The organism is Ruegeria sp. BHSC223 (assembly GCF_059613025.1).
This window is the reverse complement of the sequence record NZ_JBXWRR010000002.1, coordinates 357,229-372,358: the sequence shown is the minus strand read 5'-3', so window position 1 is coordinate 372,358 and position 15,130 is coordinate 357,229. Positions and strand designations below refer to the sequence as shown.

The following is a 15,130-nucleotide window of genomic DNA, read 5'->3' as shown; positions in this document are numbered from 1 at the left end:
CCCCGTCAAATCAACGGGGAATGCCGCTTTGCAGCGAACAGGACCGAAATTCCCCGGGGAACTGGCCCTATCACCGCTCTTTCACATAGGGTTCGCCGCCTGCGCGCGGGGGAATCGCCTTGCCGACGAATCCGGCCAGGATCACCACCGTCAGGATATAGGGCAGGGCGTCCATCACCTGCACCGGGATCACCACGCCGCCCAGGTCGATGTTCTGGAACCTGAGCGCAATGGCTTGCAGCAACCCGAACAGCAGGCAGGCCCACATCGCGTGCAGCGGGCGCCATTTGGCAAAGATCAGCGCAGCCAGCGCGATAAAGCCGCGCCCGGCGGTCATGTCCTTGACGAACCCGGCCTGCAATGCGGTTGCCAGATAGGCGCCGGCAATGCCGCAGAGCACGCCGCAGATCATCACCGCCGCATAGCGCAGCCCCACGACCGAGACGCCGGCAGTATCGACAGCGGCCGGGTTCTCACCCACCGCGCGCAGGCGCAGGCCGAAACGGGTGCGATAAAGTAGCCACCAGGTGCCGGGCACCGCCAAAAACGCCAGATAGACCAGCACCGAATGGCCCGACAGCAGTTCGGCATAGATCGGACCCAGAACGGGGATGCCGCTCAGCGTTTCGGCCAGTGGCCAGTCGATCGGTTCGAATCGGGCGCCACCGAACAGCGACGGCGTGCGCCCGCCCTGCTTGAACCAGTCCTGCGCCACCAGAACGGTCATGCCAGCGGCGAGAAAGTTGATCGCGACCCCGGAAATCAGCTGGTTGCCGCGAAAGGTGATCGAGGCCAGCCCATGCAACCCCGCCAGCACCAGAGACGAGGCGATCCCGGCAAGAAGGCCCAGCAGGACCGAGCCGCTGACCGCCGCAACGGCCGCGGAAAAGAATGCGGCCATCAGCATCTTGCCCTCAAGCCCGATGTCAAAAATGCCCGCCCGTTCGGAATAGAGCCCGGCCAGACAGGCGAGCAACAGCGGCGTTGACAGGCGGATCGTCGAGTCGAGCACCTGGATGATCGTCAGGAAATCCATCACGCTTTGCCTTTCCGCAGGGCCAGGAAGACTTTCTCCAGCGGCATCCGCACCATGTTGTCCAGCGCCCCGGTGAACAGGATCACCAGCGCCTGGATCACCACAATCAACTCGCGCGGGATATTGGTCCACAGAGCTAGTTCAGCGCCGCCCTGATAGAGAAAGCCGAACAGGATCGCGGCCAGAAACACCCCGAACGGGTGGCTGCGCCCCATCAGCGCCACGGCGATCCCGATGAAACCGGCGCCCTCGGTCGAGTTCAGGACCAGCCGCTCGGCCTCGCCCATCACGTTGTTGGTGGCCATCAGCCCGGCCAGCGCGCCCGAGATCAGCATGGCGACCATGGTGATCTTGAAGGGCGAGATCCCGGCATAAAGCGCGCCGCTCTCGGAATGGCCATAGGCGCGGATTTCATATCCCAGCCGGGTGCGCCAGATCAGCGCCCAGACCACGACGCAGGCCAGCACCGCAACCAGCAAAGACACGTTTGCCGGCGCCGCCTTGGAAAAGCTGATGCCGATCGGGGCCAACAGCTCATGCAGGGTGGGCAGATGCACGGCGGCCGGAAAGCGTTCGCTGGCCGGGTCCATCGACCCATCGGGCCGCATCACGTTGACCAGCATATAGTTCAGCAAGGCCGCAGCGATGAAGTTGAACATGATCGTGGTGATCACGATATGGCTGCCTCGGCGCGCTTGCAGATAGGCCGGGATCGCGGCCCAGACGGCACCGAACAGCATCGAGGCCGCGCAGGCGGCCAACAGCGCCATGGTCCAATGCGGCCAGGGGATGTAAAGGCAGATCATCGCCACACCAAGCCCGCCCAGCATCGCCTGCCCTTCACCGCCGATATTGAACAGGCGCGCATGAAAGGCGACGGCCACGGCCAGGCCGGTGAACATGAAGTTGGTGGCGTAATAGAGCGTGTAGCCCCAGCCATAGGTCGACCCCAGCGCCCCCGATACCATCATGTTGACGGCGGCCACCGGGTCTTCGCCGATGCCAAGGATCACCAGCGCCGACAGGATCGCGGCCAGGATCAGGCTGATCAGCGGGATCAGCACCACATCGGCCCATTTGGGCATCTTGTCCATCAGGCGGCCTCCCCGTTGACACCGGCCATGAGCAGGCCGAGTTCCTTTTCATCCGTCTCGTCGGGCAGGCGTTCACCCATGATATGGCCGTCGAACATTACGGCGATGCGATCGGCGAGGCCAAAGATCTCCTCCAGCTCGACCGAGACGAGCAGCACCGCCTTGCCCTGATCGCGCAGGGCGACGATCTGCTTGTGAATGAACTCGATGGCGCCGATATCGACGCCACGCGTCGGTTGACCGACCAGCAACAGGTCGGGATTGCGCTCGATCTCGCGCGCCACGACGATCTTTTGCTGGTTGCCGCCCGAGAAATTCTTGGCCGCCAGCCAGCCATCGGCGGGGCGAACATCGAATTTCTCGATCTTGCGCTCGGTATCGGCGCGCAGGGCGGCGTTGTTCATGAAGATGCCGGATTGATAGGCCGGATCGTGGTGATAGCCAAAGGCGACGTTTTCCCAGGCGTGGAATTCCATGATCAGCCCTTCGCGCTGGCGGTCCTCGGGGACATGGGCCACATGGGCGGCACGGCGGGCGCGCGCGTCGGACCCGGGTCCGCTCAGCGGCAGCGGGGCGCCGTTCAGCCGGATCGCGCCGCTGCCCGGTCGCATGCCGCCCAGCACCTCGAGCAGTTCCGACTGCCCATTCCCTGCGACGCCGGCGATGCCCAGGATCTCGCCCGCGCGCACGGTCAGGTCGATGCCCTTGACCCGTTCGACGCCCTTGTCATCGGTTACGCGCAGGTTTTCGATTTCCAGGATCGGCTTGCCGGGTTTGGCGGGCACCTTGTCGACACGCAGCAACACCTTGCGGCCCACCATCAACTCGGCCAGATGTTCGGGGCTGGTCTCGGCCGTCTTGACGGTGGCGGTCATCTCGCCCCGCCGCATCACGCTGACGGTATCGGTCGCCTCCATGATCTCGCGCAGCTTGTGGGTGATCAGGATGATCGTCTTACCCTCATCCTTGAGCCGGTGAAGGATGCGGAACAGCTGATCGGCTTCGGCCGGGGTCAGCACGCCGGTCGGCTCGTCCAGAATCAGGATTTCGGCCTGACGATACAGCGCCTTGAGGATCTCGACCCGCTGCTGCATACCGACGCCGATCTCTTCGATCACCGCATCGGGGTCGACATTCAGCTCGTATTCGGCGGCCAGCTCGGCCAGGGTGCGGCGGGCCTTGGCCAGCGAGGGTTTCAGCAACCCGCCATCCTCGGCGCCCAGAATGATGTTTTCCAGCACGGTAAAATTCTCGACCAGCTTGAAATGCTGGAACACCATGCCGATCCCGGCAGCAATGGCCGCCTGGCTGTCAGGGATCTCGGTCTTCTTGCCGTTGATCCATATCTCGCCCTTGTCGGCCTTGTAGAAGCCGTAAAGGATGCTCATCAGGGTGGACTTGCCCGCACCGTTTTCGCCGATGATACCGTGAATGGTGCCGGGGGCGACGCTGATCGAGATGTCCTTGTTTGCTTGCACAGGCCCAAAGGATTTGGAAATCCCTTTGAGCTCGATGGCGGGGACGGTCATGTCTTGTCCTCGATGGCCGAAAGGGCGCTCATCCGCCCGGGCGGGCGTTTTCGCAAGGATGGCCCGCAGGGCCGGAGGAGCGCCGGGTGAATGCGGGCCGGAAGGTCCGGCCCGCGATCTGGATCAGAACTTCAGTGCGGGGCAGCTGTCGTTCTCGTAATAGCTCACCACGCTCAGCTTGCCGTCGATGATGTCCTGGCGGGCCTGATCAACTGCGGCCTTCATCTCGTCCGAGATCAGCGCGGCGTTGTTGTCATCCAGCGCATAGCCCACGCCCTCTTCGGCCAGACCCATGTTGAAGACGCCGGTTTCGAGGTTTTCGCCCGCCTTCATCGCGTCATAGACGGCCACGTCGACGCGTTTCAGCATCGAGGTCAGCACCTTGCCGGGATGCAGGTGGTTCTGGTTGCTGTCGACGCCGATCGACAGGATGCCCTCGTCGGCTGCGGTTTGCAGCACGCCGACACCGGTGCCGCCAGCAGCGGCATAGACCACATCAGCGCCCTGGCTGATCTGCGCCTTGGTCAGTTCCGAGCCCTTCACCGGGTCGTTCCATGCGGCCGGGGTAGTGCCGGTCATGTTGGCCACGATCTTGACATCGGGGTTCACCGCCTTGGCGCCCTGGGCATAGCCGCAGCCAAAGTGGCGGATCAGCGGAATGTCCATGCCGCCGACAAAGCCCACGGTGCCCGATTTCGAAGCCATCGCCGCCATCATGCCGACCAGATACGAGCCTTCGTGTTCGGCAAAGCCGATCTGGCGAATATTGGGCGCGTCAAGCCAGGTCACGTCGACCGCGACGAACTTTGTGTCGGGATAGTCCGCAGCAACGGCGCTCAGCGGGTCGGCCATGGCAAAGCCCATGGTGATGACCGGGTTGGCGCCTGCCTCGGCAAAGCGGCGCAGCGCCTGCTCGCGCTGGGCCTCCGATTGCAGTTCGATCTCGCGGAAGCTGCCGCCGGTTTCCTCGGCCCAGCGTTGGGCGCCGTTGAATGCGGCCTCGTTGAACGACTTGTCGAACTTGCCGCCCAGATCAAAGATCAGGGCCGGTTCGGCCAGGGCGGCGCCCGCGGTCAGCGCCATCGCTGCGGCGGCTCCCATCAGGGATTTCATCAGGGTCATCTTATACTCCCGTTGGTTTTTTGTTCCCGGGGTGGTGGTCGGACCAGTCACCCCGCTCAAAGCGAGCAGAACTGCTGTGATGCTGGTAATTAAGGACGGTTGCAACCCTGCCGGTCAACCGCTTTTTGACCGCTTGGTCCGAGAATGCGGCGCTTGCCGTCAGGGCAGGGGGCGCTCCATCACGATGGCATCGGCTGTCTCTCCACTCGGACGCCGGTAATAGCCCCGGCGCAGACCGCAGGGCGCATAGCCGCAGGCGGTGTAGAGTGCAATGGCCGGGTCGTTATCGGCCGCGACGTCAAGCAGGGCGCGCGTTGCGCCGGCATGCGCCGCCTGTATCTGCCACTCATTCATGCAGGCGCGTGCCAGCCCCTGACGGCGGTAGACAGGGTCGGTGGCAATGGTCAACAGCTCGGCCTCATCCGCGATGAGCTGAAACAGGGCGAAGCAGCGGTTATCGCCGACCAGATGGTTGTACGGGTTGCCAAGCAGCGTCGCGAATTCCGCCTCGCTCCAGGGGCGCGACTGGGTGAAGGCGCGGCCATGCAGCCGGGCCAGGTCCGCCGGTGTCATGGGTCGAGCAACACCGGAGGCCGGTCGCGCGAGGGCGCCGCATCCGCCGGGCGGACATATAGCGGGGCGGGTGGAGTCGTGGTATCGCGCCAGCGGGTGGCGGTGGTCCGGGCGATGGCCTCTGCCAGCTGGTTGGGAGCGTATTCGGTCTGAAGCAGCCCAAACGCCTCGGCCTCTTGCCGGGGCATGAGTTGTGCCGTGCCACCTTCGGGCATCAAATAGACCTGATCGCGCGGCGCCGGAATCGCGGGCCAGATCCCCGGCAACGTCAGCGGCACACGGGCTTCGAACCCGTCGACCCCGACTGCGGGAATGCCGAGTCCCAGTGCCAGGCCACGCGCGGCGGAAACGGAAATGCGGATACCGGTGAAGTTGCCCGGCCCGATGCCGACGCCGATGGCATCAAGGTCGCGCCAGCCCAATCCCGCTTCTCGCAGCATCTCTTCGAGCAGGGGCATCAGCCGCTCGGCCTGACCGCGCGTCATCTCTTCGACGGTGGCGGCAACGATCCGATCGCCCACCAGCAAAGCGGCCGCGCAATGCGCGGCCGATGTGTCGAATGCCAGAATGACCGGGTCAGACGGCAACGGGGCGCACCTCGGTCACTTCGGGGATGTAGTGGCGCAGCAGGTTCTCGATCCCCATTTTCAGGGTCAGCGTCGAAGAGGGGCAACCCGCACAGGCGCCCTGCATGTGCAGATAGACCACGCCCCGGTCAAAGCCGTGGAACGTGATATCGCCACCGTCCTGTGCCACCGCCGGGCGCACCCGGCTGTCCAGAAGCGCCTTGATCTGGGTCACGACCTCTGCATCCTCGCCGCTATGTTCGGCATGGCCCGAGGCGGCCTGTGCATCGGCGCCCATCACCGGCTGGCCGGACTGGTAATGCTCCATCACCGCGCCCAGGATCGCGGGTTTGATATGGTCCCATTCGACGCCTTCGGCCTTGGTCACGGTCACGAAATCATTGCCGAAGAAAACACCGGTCACCCCGGAGACAGCAAAGATGCGCGCGGCCAATGGTGATTTCTCGGCGGCGTCGGCCGAGGGGAAATCGGCGGTGCCTGCTTCCAGAACGGTCTGTCCGGGCAGGAATTTCAGCGTTGCCGGGTTCGGGGTCGATTCGGTCTGGATGAACATGGTCGGAATTCCTTATCGCTCCCCTCAGATATGAGGCGGCACCCGCCCCTTGTCAACTTTTGAACCATTCTAAATCTCGGGTTGGCCATGATCTGGCCAACCCGTTGACGGGCACCGGTGATCACATCGCGGTCAGGGTGGCTTGGGCGTGGTCATACCCCGCCTGCGGATCGTTCGTCAGCAGCGAAGGCTGGTATCTGACGATGGTCACATCCGTGATCCCGATGGTCTCGAACCACCATTTCAGATAGGTCGAGTGAAAATCGCTGCCATACTTTGCGTCCGCCCCCTCGGACCAGACGCCGCTGGTGGTCACCACCGTTGCCTTCTTGTTCCGCAGAAGGCCCGAATACCCCGCTTCAGGGTCGAAGCCGAACAGCATGCCGGGCTGGGTAATGATGTCGATATAGTGCTTCAGCCGATAGGGGATGCCGCCGTTCCACATCGGGACACCGATCACGATGTGATCGGCCGCCATGAAGCGGTCCGTGATCCGTGCAACCTCGGACCAGGCTTGTTCCTTGGCGGGGTCCATCTCGCCCACTCCGAAAAAGGTCATCTTGGCAGCGGCTGGATCGCCGTCAAAGGCGGGCAGGTCCTCGTCCCAAAGGTCAAGGCGATCCACCTGGAGAGTGGGGTCCTTGGCGCGTTGTGCGGTGACGAAGGTCTCGGCAAGCGCGTTCGATTTCGATGCACTTCCGCGGGGCGAGGCGACGATATGAAGAAGGGTTGGCATAGGTGGGCTCCTTTGTAACCATTATAAGTGAGATAAACGGTTACATGGGGGTGGAAACTTGTAAAGGGCATTTTAGGGGGTTACATAATGGGTCACGCCAACGTGACCTGACTCGGGGCATTCGATCCATGCGCACCACGCTTCCACCGCCTTATCTGATTGCCGACAACACAGGGGTCGAGTTGCTGAACTCGATGGGGGCGCCCTATGGCGAGGAACTGGACTGGTTGCGGAACGGTACCGAGATGCTGTGTTGGATGCAGTCCGTCGGATTGCTCACCGCCCAAGAGGCAGAGGCAGTACGCAACACGCTTGAGGCACAGGAACTTGAGGCCGCCGCCTCTGACCTGCGGGACCTGCGGGCCGCGTTTCGCGACAATGTCCCCGTGGCCTCGGCCGAATTCCTTGACCGCCTGAATGCCTGTCTTGCCGAAACCAGCCGGCATGACCGTATCGTCGTGACACAGCAGGGCGTACCGGAATTGCAGCAGGTGCCAAGACTTCGAAATGGCCGCGATCTGGTCGGCCTGTGCGCCGCCGCCATCGCCGAGTTGTTGTGCCAGGGAGAACCCGGCCGGACCCGTCAATGCGACGGGCCCACCTGCACCTACTGGTTCCGCGATACCAGCAAGAACAATCGGCGCCGATGGTGCAGCATGGCCGTCTGCGGCAACCGGGCCAAGGTGGCGTCACATCGCGCCCGCGCAAGATCGGATTGACCTCGACCGCGCGTGCGAACGGGCTTGAAAGCGAAGCCTAGGACGTGGGGCAATCAGGATTGGGCAGCCAGCGCCAATGCCTGGTCCAGCCGATCATCACCCCAGAACAGCTCCTCCCCCACCACGAAACTGGGGGCGCCGAACAGGTCAAGCGCGGCGGCGCGCTCGCCCTGGGCAAACAGCGCGGCCTTGATCTCGGGCGCCTTGGCCCGCTCCATCGCCTCGGGCGGCAATCCTGCTTCGGCCCAGCACGAGGCCAGCACGTGCGGATCCGAGATCACCAGCCCACGCCCGAATTGCGCGCCATAGACGGCGCGGACAAAGGGCGCGATGTGGCCCATCTCGCGGGCCACCAGTGCCAGTCGTGCCGCCGGAAGCCCGTTTTGAGGGAACGGATCGGGTCGCGTCAGCGGCAGGCCCTGCCGGGCACAAAGCCGCTCCATGTCGCGCCACATGTACCGCCCCTTGGCCGGATAGAGGTTGAAGGGCGAACTGGTCCAGCCCTGCGCGGCAAAGATCGGACCCAGCAGGAATGGCTCCCAGTCGACCGAGACCCCCAACGCCTCGGCGGCCCGTTCGATCCGCATCGCCGAGAGATAGGAATAGGTCGAGGCAAATTCGAACCAGAATGCAATGCGCTTGCCCATGCCCGCCTCAGGTGATCGCTTCGAGCTTTTCCTTGCTCAGGTCGCCCGGCACGATGGTTATGGGAATGGGCAGGCTGCCCGACGAACGGCTCATCTGCGACACCAGCGGGCCGGGTCCCTTCTTGTCGGTGCCAGCACCCAGAACAAGAACCCCGATTTCGGGGTCTTCCTGAATCTGTGCGATGATCTCGGGTACGGCCTCGCCCTCGCGGATCACCAATTCGGGCTCAACCCCCTGCTTGTCGCGCATCCATTTGGCGAACACCTCGAAATGCGCGTGGATACGCTCGCGTGCCTCTTCGCGCATCACTTCGCCGACGCCGATCCAGTGGTTGAATTCGTCCGGCGGTATGATCGACAGGATCGCCACCCCGCCACCTGTGTGCGCGGCGCGCATGGCGGCAAACCGCATCGCGTTCAGGCACTCGCGGCTGTCATCCAGTACAACAAGAAACTTGCGCATCTCGGTCCTCCACAATCCCGGTCAATCTGCCTGAGGGGCCTAACACTGTCCATCGCTTTTCCCTGCCGCCCTCCGCGCCACGTTGGTGGCATAGAGGGTCAGGACGACGGCCAGTACCGACAGGCGGAACAGATGCGCCGCCGCGACAAAACTGGGATCGGCGCCCAGGGCGGCGCTGAGAATGATCATGGTTTCAAGGCCGCCGGGCGAAAAGCCCAGCAACACATCCAGCAGCGGCAGACCGGAAAGATAAGAGGCCGGGAGCGCCACCAGCGTCGCCAGGCCCGTGGTCACGGTGACGATGGCCAGACCCGCTGTCAGGCTCTGGCGCAGGTCGCGCCACCCCATGCCGCCAAATCGGGTTCCGATCAGCGTACCCATCAGGACCAACGCTGCCTGCGCGGCCCAGCCCGGCAGGCCACCTGCCGTCCAGCCCGCAAGATGCGTCGTGGCGGCCACCAGGATGCCGGCAATCAGCACATGGGCCGGCAGCCTGGCCGCTTTCAGCAAGGGGGCAAGCAGCAGGGCCGCGACGAGTTGGCCAAGAATCCAGGCCCATGGGGTCACAGCCGAGGCCTGCGGCAGGCCCGGTCCAATGTCGATCCCCGCCAGGGTGGCGGCCAGAGGCACCAGCAGTGTCAGCGCCATCAGGCGGATCGAGGCCAGCACGACGGGACGTGTCAGCGACAGGCGCAGACTGTCTGCCAGAGCGATGACAAGGCTCAGGTGACCGGGTGCCGCCGCGAGAAATGCTTCGTCCTGGTCGATGGGCAACAGGCGCGGGATCAGCCAGCGTCCGGCCCAGGGCGTGACCAGCGTCAGTCCGGCCAGCAGGCCGAAGGCCACTGGCCAGCGCATCATCGCCTCGATGCTTTCAGGGCTCACCATAGAGCCGATGCTGAGGCCGACAATGAGAAAGCCCGCGTCGCGCAACTGTGGCGAGATATGAAGCGACAGCCCCGCCAGCCCCGCCAGCGATACCAGAACGGCGGGCCCGGCCAACAGGGCCATGGGAAAGTGAAGCAGCGCCGCAACCAAGGCGCCAAACGCACCGACCGCAAGCGTCAGCAGGTCCCGACGCAGCTCTGCGAAGCGCAGGATCACGCGTTGGATTTCGCCCAGTCCCAATAGAGAGCGCGCGCGCGACGGGCGATCGGGCCGATCTGGTACTGGGTGTCGTCCAACGCGGTGACCGGGGTCACCTTGCTCATGTTGCCGGACATGAACACCTCGTCGGCTGCGTGGAAATCGGCAAAGCTCAGCACCGTTTCATGCACGGCGACACCATCGGCGCGCAGGTTCTTGATGTGGCGCGCGCGGGTAATGCCTGCCAGAAAGGTGCCGTTTGCGATGGGTGTGAACACCTCGCCATCCCTGACCATGAAGATATTGGCGGTGGCGGTTTCGGCCACATTGCCCAGCGCATCGGCCACCAGCGCGTTGGTGAATCCCTTGGATCGCGCCTCGCGCAGCATCCGGGCGTTGTTGGGGTAAAGGCATCCGGCCTTGGCGTTGACCACCGCGTCCTCGAGCACCGGGCGGCGGAACCGGGTGGTGGTCAGCGTCGCCGAGGCCGTGGCGGGCGCCATCGGGATTTCTTCCAGGCAGACGGCGAAGCCGGTGCTGTCGGCCATCGGGATGATCGCGGTCGGATCGCCGTCTATCCCCCAATACATCGGCCGGATATAGACCGCCTGGTCCGGGCGATAGGCCTTGAGCCCCTCGCGCACGATCTCGATCATGTCTTTGGTCGATACCGTGGGGGTCAGCATCAGCGCCTCGGCCGAGCGGTTGACCCGCGCGCAATGCGCCTCAAGATCGGGGGCCATTCCGTCAAAATAGCGGGCACCGTCAAAGACGCCCGATCCCAGCCAGGCGCCGTGATCGGCGGCGCGGATGATCGGGGCGTCGCCCTCGTGCCAGCTGCCTTGGAAATAGGTGCGGATATTGCTGCCGGTTGCCATGATCGCCTCCCTCGGGTTGGTATCAGGGTAGGCTTGACTGGGTCAGAGGTCCAGACCTTTCTAGCGGCGGATCGCGGGCAGGCTGTCGCGCTGGACCATGGTGCGCAGGGCGAAGTTGGACCGCAAATTTCGAATGCCGGGGATCTGCATCAGCCGGTTTTCCAGAAACGCATCGAAGGCCGCCAGATCGGCCACCAGAACCCGCAGCAGGATATCACGCGAACCGGTCATCAGATAGCATTCCATCACCTCGTCACAGGTGCGGATTGCCCGTTCGAATGCATCGACGGCGGCGCGCTCCTGCCGCTCCAGTTCGACCGAGACAAAGACCGACACGCCTAGCCCCAGCTTTGCCGGATCAACCCGGGCGCTGTATCCGGTGATCACGCCGTCACGCTGCAACCGTTCCAGCCGCCGGGCGCAGGGGGTGGGCGACAGCCCGACCTTGTCGGCCAGATCCGAGATGGTCATGCGCCCGTCGCGTTGCAGGGCGCGGACAATGCGATGGTCGATCTGATCCATTGGTGAAACACTCCAATACTATCCAAAGTAATGGTGAATATCTCTAACCTTTCCCAATTTCGCGCGCAATCTTGGTGAAAAACAGCGCCGCAGTTGTGGCAGATAATGGGCCATTCAGCGGAGGATTCCATGCAGATTACACCCGTCGCAGCGCCCGAACACGAACAGGTGGTCCGAATAGCGGACCCTGAGAGCGGGCTTCTGGGCTTTATCGCCATCCACTCCACCCGGCGCGGTCCCGCTGCGGGCGGCGTGCGGATGCGCCCCTATGTGCAAGAGGCAGACGCGCTCGACGACGCGCTGCGCCTGTCGCGCGGCATGACTTACAAGAACGCCGCCGCGGGTCTTGATCTGGGCGGTGGCAAGGCGGTGATCATGGCTGATCCCGCAACCCAGAAGACGCCGGACCTGCTTGCCGCATTTGGTGCGGCGGTCGAGGCACTTGCGGGCCGTTACTGGACCGCCGAGGATATGGGCATGACCCCCGCCGACATGGCGCGGATCGGCACCCGCACCGCCTGTGTTGCGGGTCTCGCCGACGGGGATTTCGCCAGTGGCGACCCCTCGCCGATCACCGCGCGCGGCATCTTCAACGCGATCCGCACCGCTGCGCGGCACCGCTTTGGCTCGGACGATCTGCGCGGGCGCACCGTCTCGGTGCAGGGGCTGGGCCATGTGGGTCACTACCTGTGCGGCTATCTGCATGACGCGGGCGCCAAACTGATCGTCACCGATATCGACGCGGGCCAGGTTGCCCGCGTGGCCGAGGAGTTCGGCGCCACCGCCGTCGCGCCCGATGCGATCTACGGGGCCGAGGCCGATATCTTTGCCCCCTGCGCCATCGGTGCCATCCTGAATGCCGAGACTATCCCGCAGTTGAAGGTCGGGGTGGTCGCGGGCGGTGCCAACAACCAGTTGGCCATGCCCGAGGATGCCGCCCGTCTGCACGATCTGGGCATTCTTTACGCGCCCGATTACGTGGCCAATGGCGGCGGGATCATCAATGTGGCAACCGAGATCCTCAAGATCTCGGGGCGCGAGGCCTGGGTTGCCGGCCGCCTTGCGGCGCTGGACGACACCATGGACCGCATCCTGACCCGCGCCCGCACCCTGTCGGTCAGCCCGGCCGAGGTGGCAGATGCGACCGTGGACGAGATCCTGCAGGCAAAGGCTGCCTAAAAGTAGCGTGACCGGGGCCGGTCCTAACCGGCCTCGGCCAGCAGCGCAGGGATATCGAGCGGCGCGTTGACCATGGCCAGATTACCCTCGGCATCGCGCGGCCAGTCCTCGGGCGCGCGGTCGCGATACAGCTCGACCCCGTTGCCGTCGGGATCGCGCAGATAGACGGCCTCGCTGACCCCGTGATCGGCTGCGCCGTCGATGGCTATCCCGGCCTCGACCACCTGACGCAGCACTGCCCCCAGCGCCTTGCGGTCGGGGTAGAGGAAGGCCGAATGATACAGCCCGGTCGCCCGAGCGGGCGGTTGCGGACCGCCCCGGCTGTGCCAGGTGTTCAGCCCGATATGGTGGTGATAGCCACCGGCGCCCAGAAAGGCGGCGGCGTCGCCGTATCTCTGTTGCAGTTCGAACCCCAGAACATCGCGATAGAATGCGATAGCCCGGTCCAGATCGGACACTTTCAGATGGACATGGCCGACACAGGTGCCGGCGGGGGCGGAATAGGTCATGATGCGTCTCCTTTGCCCGATTATCGGATGGATCCGCGTTCCCGCAAAGGGTCGATCCCGCGCAGATCTCCTGCGCGGACGCACATTATTCTTGATACTTGGGTGTCAGGACACCATGCCGACGATTTCATAGGTCCGTTTCAGGATCGGCGCGGTGATCGCGCGGGCGCGTTCAGCGCCACGTGCCAGGATGCGGTCGATCTCGGCCTGATCGTCCATCAGCCGCGCCATCTCGGCCGAGATTGGCGACAGTTTCGCGACCGCGAGTTCCGCCAGCATCGGCTTGAACTCTCCGAACTGTTTGCCGCCCACCTCGGCCAGCACCTGATCGACGCTCTGATCCGCCAGTGCGGCATAGATATTGATCAGGTTGCGCGCCTCGGGGCGCCCCTCCAGCCCCTCGGCCTCGGATGGCAGGGCGTCGGGATCGGTCTTGGCCTTGCGGATCTTTTGCGCGATGGCATCGGCATCGTCGGTCATGTTGATCCGGCTCATGTCCGAGGGGTCGGATTTCGACATCTTCTTGGACCCGTCGCGCAGGCTCATCACCCGCGTTGCCGCGCCCTCGATCACCGGTTCGGTGACGGGAAAGAAATCGACGCCGTAATCGTGGTTGAACTTGATCGCGATGTCGCGCGTCAGTTCCAGATGCTGTTTCTGGTCCTCGCCCACCGGCACATGGGTGGCGTGATAGATCAGGATGTCGGCGGCCATCAGCGACGGATAGGCAAACAGGCCCAGCGAGGCGTTCTGCTGGTTCTTGCCGGCCTTGTCCTTCCACTGGGTCATCCGCTGCATCCAGCCCATGCGGGCGACGCAGTTGAAGATCCACGCCAGCTGCGCATGTTCGGGCACCTGGGATTGGTTGATCAGGATCGACTGTTCCGGGTCGATCCCGGCTGCGATGAAGCCTGCACACAGTTCCCGCGTGGAATGCGCAAGTTCCTTGGGATCTTGCCAGACGGTAATCGCGTGGAGATCGACCATGCAATACACGGTCTCCATCTCGGGTCCCTGCATATCCACAAATCGCTTGAGCGCACCGAGGTAGTTACCAAGATGCAGGTTTCCCGAAGGCTGGATGCCGGAAAACACACGCGGCGTGAACTGGGTTTCGGTCATGATGGGGAACTCCCGTCTGGAAAATTCGGCCCCCGTCGCTTACCCATGGGGCAAAGGGACGTCAACAGCCGCGAAAGGCCCGCCCATGAGCAGTGATAACGATACATCGCCGGTCAATCCGCTGCCGCCCGTCGTGGTGGCGCTGGTCCTCTTCATCATGGGGATCGAGATCGCCTTCTCGCTGGGCGCGCGCGGCATCGTCGGCGGGCCGCAGGCGGTGGGCTGGCGGCTGGCGGCGATGCAGTCCTATGCCTTCTCACCCGATATCCTGACCTGGATGTGGGAGACGGGGCGCTGGCCTGTCGAACATGTGATCCGGTTTGTCAGCTATCCCTTCGTCAACGCCTCGTTCACCCAGTCGCTGTTCGTATGTGTCTTCGTGCTGGCGATGGGCAAGATGGTGGCCGAGAGCTTTGGCAGCCTGGCGATGCTGGTGGTTTTCGTGGTCTCGGGCATCGGCGGGGCGCTGGGATATGCACTGATGACCGGGTCGCCGGTGGCGCTGATCGGGGGGTTTCCACCCGTCTACGGGTTGATCGGCGCCTTTACCTGGCTCTTGTGGCGCAAGCTGTCGCTGGTGGGGCAGCATCAGGCGCGGGCGTTCAGTCTGATCGCCTTTCTGATGGGGGCGCAGCTGCTGTTCGGCCTGCTGTTTGGCGGTGGGCTGGACTGGGTCGCCGATCTGGCGGGCTTTGCCACCGGATTTGCGCTGTCCTTCTTCCTGTCGCCGGGCGGCTGGGCGCGGATGCGCGGCCGGATCCGCCACGATTAGGGC

Annotated in this window: 18 protein-coding genes; 3 read left to right on the top strand and 15 right to left on the bottom strand. The window is 64.1% G+C overall.

Annotated elements, in window-relative coordinates:
- Nucleotides 1-70 precede the first annotated feature (70 nt).
- From AC2FNY_RS05770 to AC2FNY_RS05735, 8 genes are all read right to left on the bottom strand, one after another.
- On the bottom strand, nt 71-1,036 hold the full coding sequence (locus AC2FNY_RS05770) for an ABC transporter permease (RefSeq protein ID WP_234137271.1): 966 nt from the start codon (nt 1,034-1,036) through the stop codon (nt 71-73).
- Nucleotides 1,036-2,130 (bottom strand): ABC transporter permease, encoded by a 1,095-nt coding sequence (locus AC2FNY_RS05765; RefSeq protein WP_234142587.1) that lies wholly within the window; start codon nt 2,128-2,130, stop codon nt 1,036-1,038. Before AC2FNY_RS05765 ends, AC2FNY_RS05770 begins: the two co-directional genes overlap by 1 nt.
- Nucleotides 2,130-3,659 carry an ABC transporter ATP-binding protein gene (locus AC2FNY_RS05760; RefSeq protein ID WP_496801890.1) on the bottom strand — a complete coding sequence of 510 codons (1,530 nt, stop codon included), beginning with the start codon at nt 3,657-3,659 and terminating at the stop codon, nt 2,130-2,132. Before AC2FNY_RS05760 ends, AC2FNY_RS05765 begins: the two co-directional genes overlap by 1 nt.
- Nucleotides 3,660-3,782: 123 nt before the next feature.
- A complete protein-coding gene (locus AC2FNY_RS05755; RefSeq protein WP_234137274.1) occupies nt 3,783-4,781 on the bottom strand; it encodes a BMP family lipoprotein in 999 nt (332 codons plus the stop codon).
- A 159-nt stretch (nt 4,782-4,940) separates the two neighbouring features.
- Nucleotides 4,941-5,354, bottom strand: a complete 414-nt coding sequence (locus AC2FNY_RS05750; RefSeq protein WP_496801889.1) for a GNAT family N-acetyltransferase — start codon at nt 5,352-5,354, stop codon at nt 4,941-4,943.
- Entirely contained in the window at nt 5,351-5,941 is a 591-nt protein-coding gene (gene tsaB, locus AC2FNY_RS05745) for a tRNA (adenosine(37)-N6)-threonylcarbamoyltransferase complex dimerization subunit type 1 TsaB (protein WP_496801888.1), read from the bottom strand. The genes AC2FNY_RS05750 and tsaB overlap by 4 nt, the downstream gene beginning before the upstream one ends.
- Nucleotides 5,931-6,494, bottom strand: a complete 564-nt coding sequence (locus AC2FNY_RS05740; protein WP_234137277.1) for a NifU family protein — start codon at nt 6,492-6,494, stop codon at nt 5,931-5,933. The genes tsaB and AC2FNY_RS05740 overlap by 11 nt, the downstream gene beginning before the upstream one ends.
- A gap of 121 nt (nt 6,495-6,615) precedes the next feature.
- A complete protein-coding gene (locus tag AC2FNY_RS05735) occupies nt 6,616-7,230 on the bottom strand; it encodes an FMN-dependent NADH-azoreductase (RefSeq protein ID WP_234142591.1) in 615 nt (204 codons plus the stop codon).
- A gap of 128 nt (nt 7,231-7,358) precedes the next feature.
- Between AC2FNY_RS05735 and AC2FNY_RS05730 the strand changes: the two genes are divergently transcribed.
- Nucleotides 7,359-7,949, top strand: coding sequence for a CGNR zinc finger domain-containing protein (locus tag AC2FNY_RS05730; RefSeq protein WP_496801887.1), 591 nt, complete (start codon nt 7,359-7,361; stop codon nt 7,947-7,949).
- 53 nt (nt 7,950-8,002) lie between these two features.
- Here AC2FNY_RS05730 and AC2FNY_RS05725 read toward each other — a convergent pair whose 3' ends face one another.
- Genes AC2FNY_RS05725 through AC2FNY_RS05705 form a run of 5 tightly spaced genes read right to left on the bottom strand, consistent with a single transcriptional unit; the run spans nt 8,003 to nt 11,545 of the window.
- On the bottom strand, nt 8,003-8,596 hold the full coding sequence (locus AC2FNY_RS05725) for a 2-hydroxychromene-2-carboxylate isomerase (RefSeq protein ID WP_496801886.1): 594 nt from the start codon (nt 8,594-8,596) through the stop codon (nt 8,003-8,005).
- 7 nt (nt 8,597-8,603) lie between these two features.
- Nucleotides 8,604-9,059 carry a universal stress protein gene (locus AC2FNY_RS05720; protein ID WP_234137281.1) on the bottom strand — a complete coding sequence of 152 codons (456 nt, stop codon included), beginning with the start codon at nt 9,057-9,059 and terminating at the stop codon, nt 8,604-8,606.
- Between the two features lie 39 nt (nt 9,060-9,098).
- Nucleotides 9,099-10,163, bottom strand: a complete 1,065-nt coding sequence (locus AC2FNY_RS05715) for an AbrB family transcriptional regulator (protein WP_496801885.1) — start codon at nt 10,161-10,163, stop codon at nt 9,099-9,101.
- A complete protein-coding gene (locus AC2FNY_RS05710; protein WP_496801884.1) occupies nt 10,160-11,023 on the bottom strand; it encodes a branched-chain amino acid aminotransferase in 864 nt (287 codons plus the stop codon). The genes AC2FNY_RS05715 and AC2FNY_RS05710 overlap by 4 nt, the downstream gene beginning before the upstream one ends.
- A gap of 60 nt (nt 11,024-11,083) precedes the next feature.
- Nucleotides 11,084-11,545 (bottom strand): Lrp/AsnC family transcriptional regulator, encoded by a 462-nt coding sequence (locus AC2FNY_RS05705; RefSeq protein WP_011046150.1) that lies wholly within the window; start codon nt 11,543-11,545, stop codon nt 11,084-11,086.
- 129 nt (nt 11,546-11,674) lie between these two features.
- Between AC2FNY_RS05705 and AC2FNY_RS05700 the strand changes: the two genes are divergently transcribed.
- Entirely contained in the window at nt 11,675-12,724 is a 1,050-nt protein-coding gene (locus AC2FNY_RS05700; protein WP_496801883.1) for a Leu/Phe/Val dehydrogenase, read from the top strand.
- Between the two features lie 23 nt (nt 12,725-12,747).
- Here AC2FNY_RS05700 and AC2FNY_RS05695 read toward each other — a convergent pair whose 3' ends face one another.
- Nucleotides 12,748-13,233, bottom strand: a complete 486-nt coding sequence (locus AC2FNY_RS05695) for a VOC family protein (protein WP_234184463.1) — start codon at nt 13,231-13,233, stop codon at nt 12,748-12,750.
- Nucleotides 13,234-13,338: 105 nt separating this feature from the next.
- Nucleotides 13,339-14,355 (bottom strand): tryptophan--tRNA ligase, encoded by a 1,017-nt coding sequence (gene trpS / locus AC2FNY_RS05690; RefSeq protein ID WP_234142602.1) that lies wholly within the window; start codon nt 14,353-14,355, stop codon nt 13,339-13,341.
- A gap of 85 nt (nt 14,356-14,440) precedes the next feature.
- Here trpS and AC2FNY_RS05685 point away from each other — a divergent pair, with 85 nt between their 5' ends.
- Nucleotides 14,441-15,127 carry a rhomboid family intramembrane serine protease gene (locus tag AC2FNY_RS05685; RefSeq protein WP_234137288.1) on the top strand — a complete coding sequence of 229 codons (687 nt, stop codon included), beginning with the start codon at nt 14,441-14,443 and terminating at the stop codon, nt 15,125-15,127.
- Nucleotides 15,128-15,130 lie beyond the last annotated feature (3 nt).

Coding starts and splice junctions, on each gene's coding strand:
- AC2FNY_RS05700 (WP_496801883.1), top strand. CDS start 11,675: ATGCAGATTACACCCGTCGCAGCGCCCGAACACGAACAGGTGGTCCGA.
- AC2FNY_RS05730 (WP_496801887.1), top strand. CDS start 7,359: ATGCGCACCACGCTTCCACCGCCTTATCTGATTGCCGACAACACAGGG.
- AC2FNY_RS05750 (WP_496801889.1), bottom strand. CDS start 5,354: ATGACACCGGCGGACCTGGCCCGGCTGCATGGCCGCGCCTTCACCCAG.
- AC2FNY_RS05765 (WP_234142587.1), bottom strand. CDS start 2,130: ATGGACAAGATGCCCAAATGGGCCGATGTGGTGCTGATCCCGCTGATC.
- AC2FNY_RS05710 (WP_496801884.1), bottom strand. CDS start 11,023: ATGGCAACCGGCAGCAATATCCGCACCTATTTCCAAGGCAGCTGGCAC.
- AC2FNY_RS05735 (WP_234142591.1), bottom strand. CDS start 7,230: ATGCCAACCCTTCTTCATATCGTCGCCTCGCCCCGCGGAAGTGCATCG.
- trpS (WP_234142602.1), bottom strand. CDS start 14,355: ATGACCGAAACCCAGTTCACGCCGCGTGTGTTTTCCGGCATCCAGCCT.
- AC2FNY_RS05770 (WP_234137271.1), bottom strand. CDS start 1,036: ATGGATTTCCTGACGATCATCCAGGTGCTCGACTCGACGATCCGCCTG.
- AC2FNY_RS05685 (WP_234137288.1), top strand. CDS start 14,441: ATGAGCAGTGATAACGATACATCGCCGGTCAATCCGCTGCCGCCCGTC.
- AC2FNY_RS05760 (WP_496801890.1), bottom strand. CDS start 3,659: ATGACCGTCCCCGCCATCGAGCTCAAAGGGATTTCCAAATCCTTTGGG.
- AC2FNY_RS05705 (WP_011046150.1), bottom strand. CDS start 11,545: ATGGATCAGATCGACCATCGCATTGTCCGCGCCCTGCAACGCGACGGG.
- AC2FNY_RS05725 (WP_496801886.1), bottom strand. CDS start 8,596: ATGGGCAAGCGCATTGCATTCTGGTTCGAATTTGCCTCGACCTATTCC.
- AC2FNY_RS05695 (WP_234184463.1), bottom strand. CDS start 13,233: ATGACCTATTCCGCCCCCGCCGGCACCTGTGTCGGCCATGTCCATCTG.
- AC2FNY_RS05755 (WP_234137274.1), bottom strand. CDS start 4,781: ATGACCCTGATGAAATCCCTGATGGGAGCCGCCGCAGCGATGGCGCTG.
- AC2FNY_RS05740 (WP_234137277.1), bottom strand. CDS start 6,494: ATGTTCATCCAGACCGAATCGACCCCGAACCCGGCAACGCTGAAATTC.
- AC2FNY_RS05720 (WP_234137281.1), bottom strand. CDS start 9,059: ATGCGCAAGTTTCTTGTTGTACTGGATGACAGCCGCGAGTGCCTGAAC.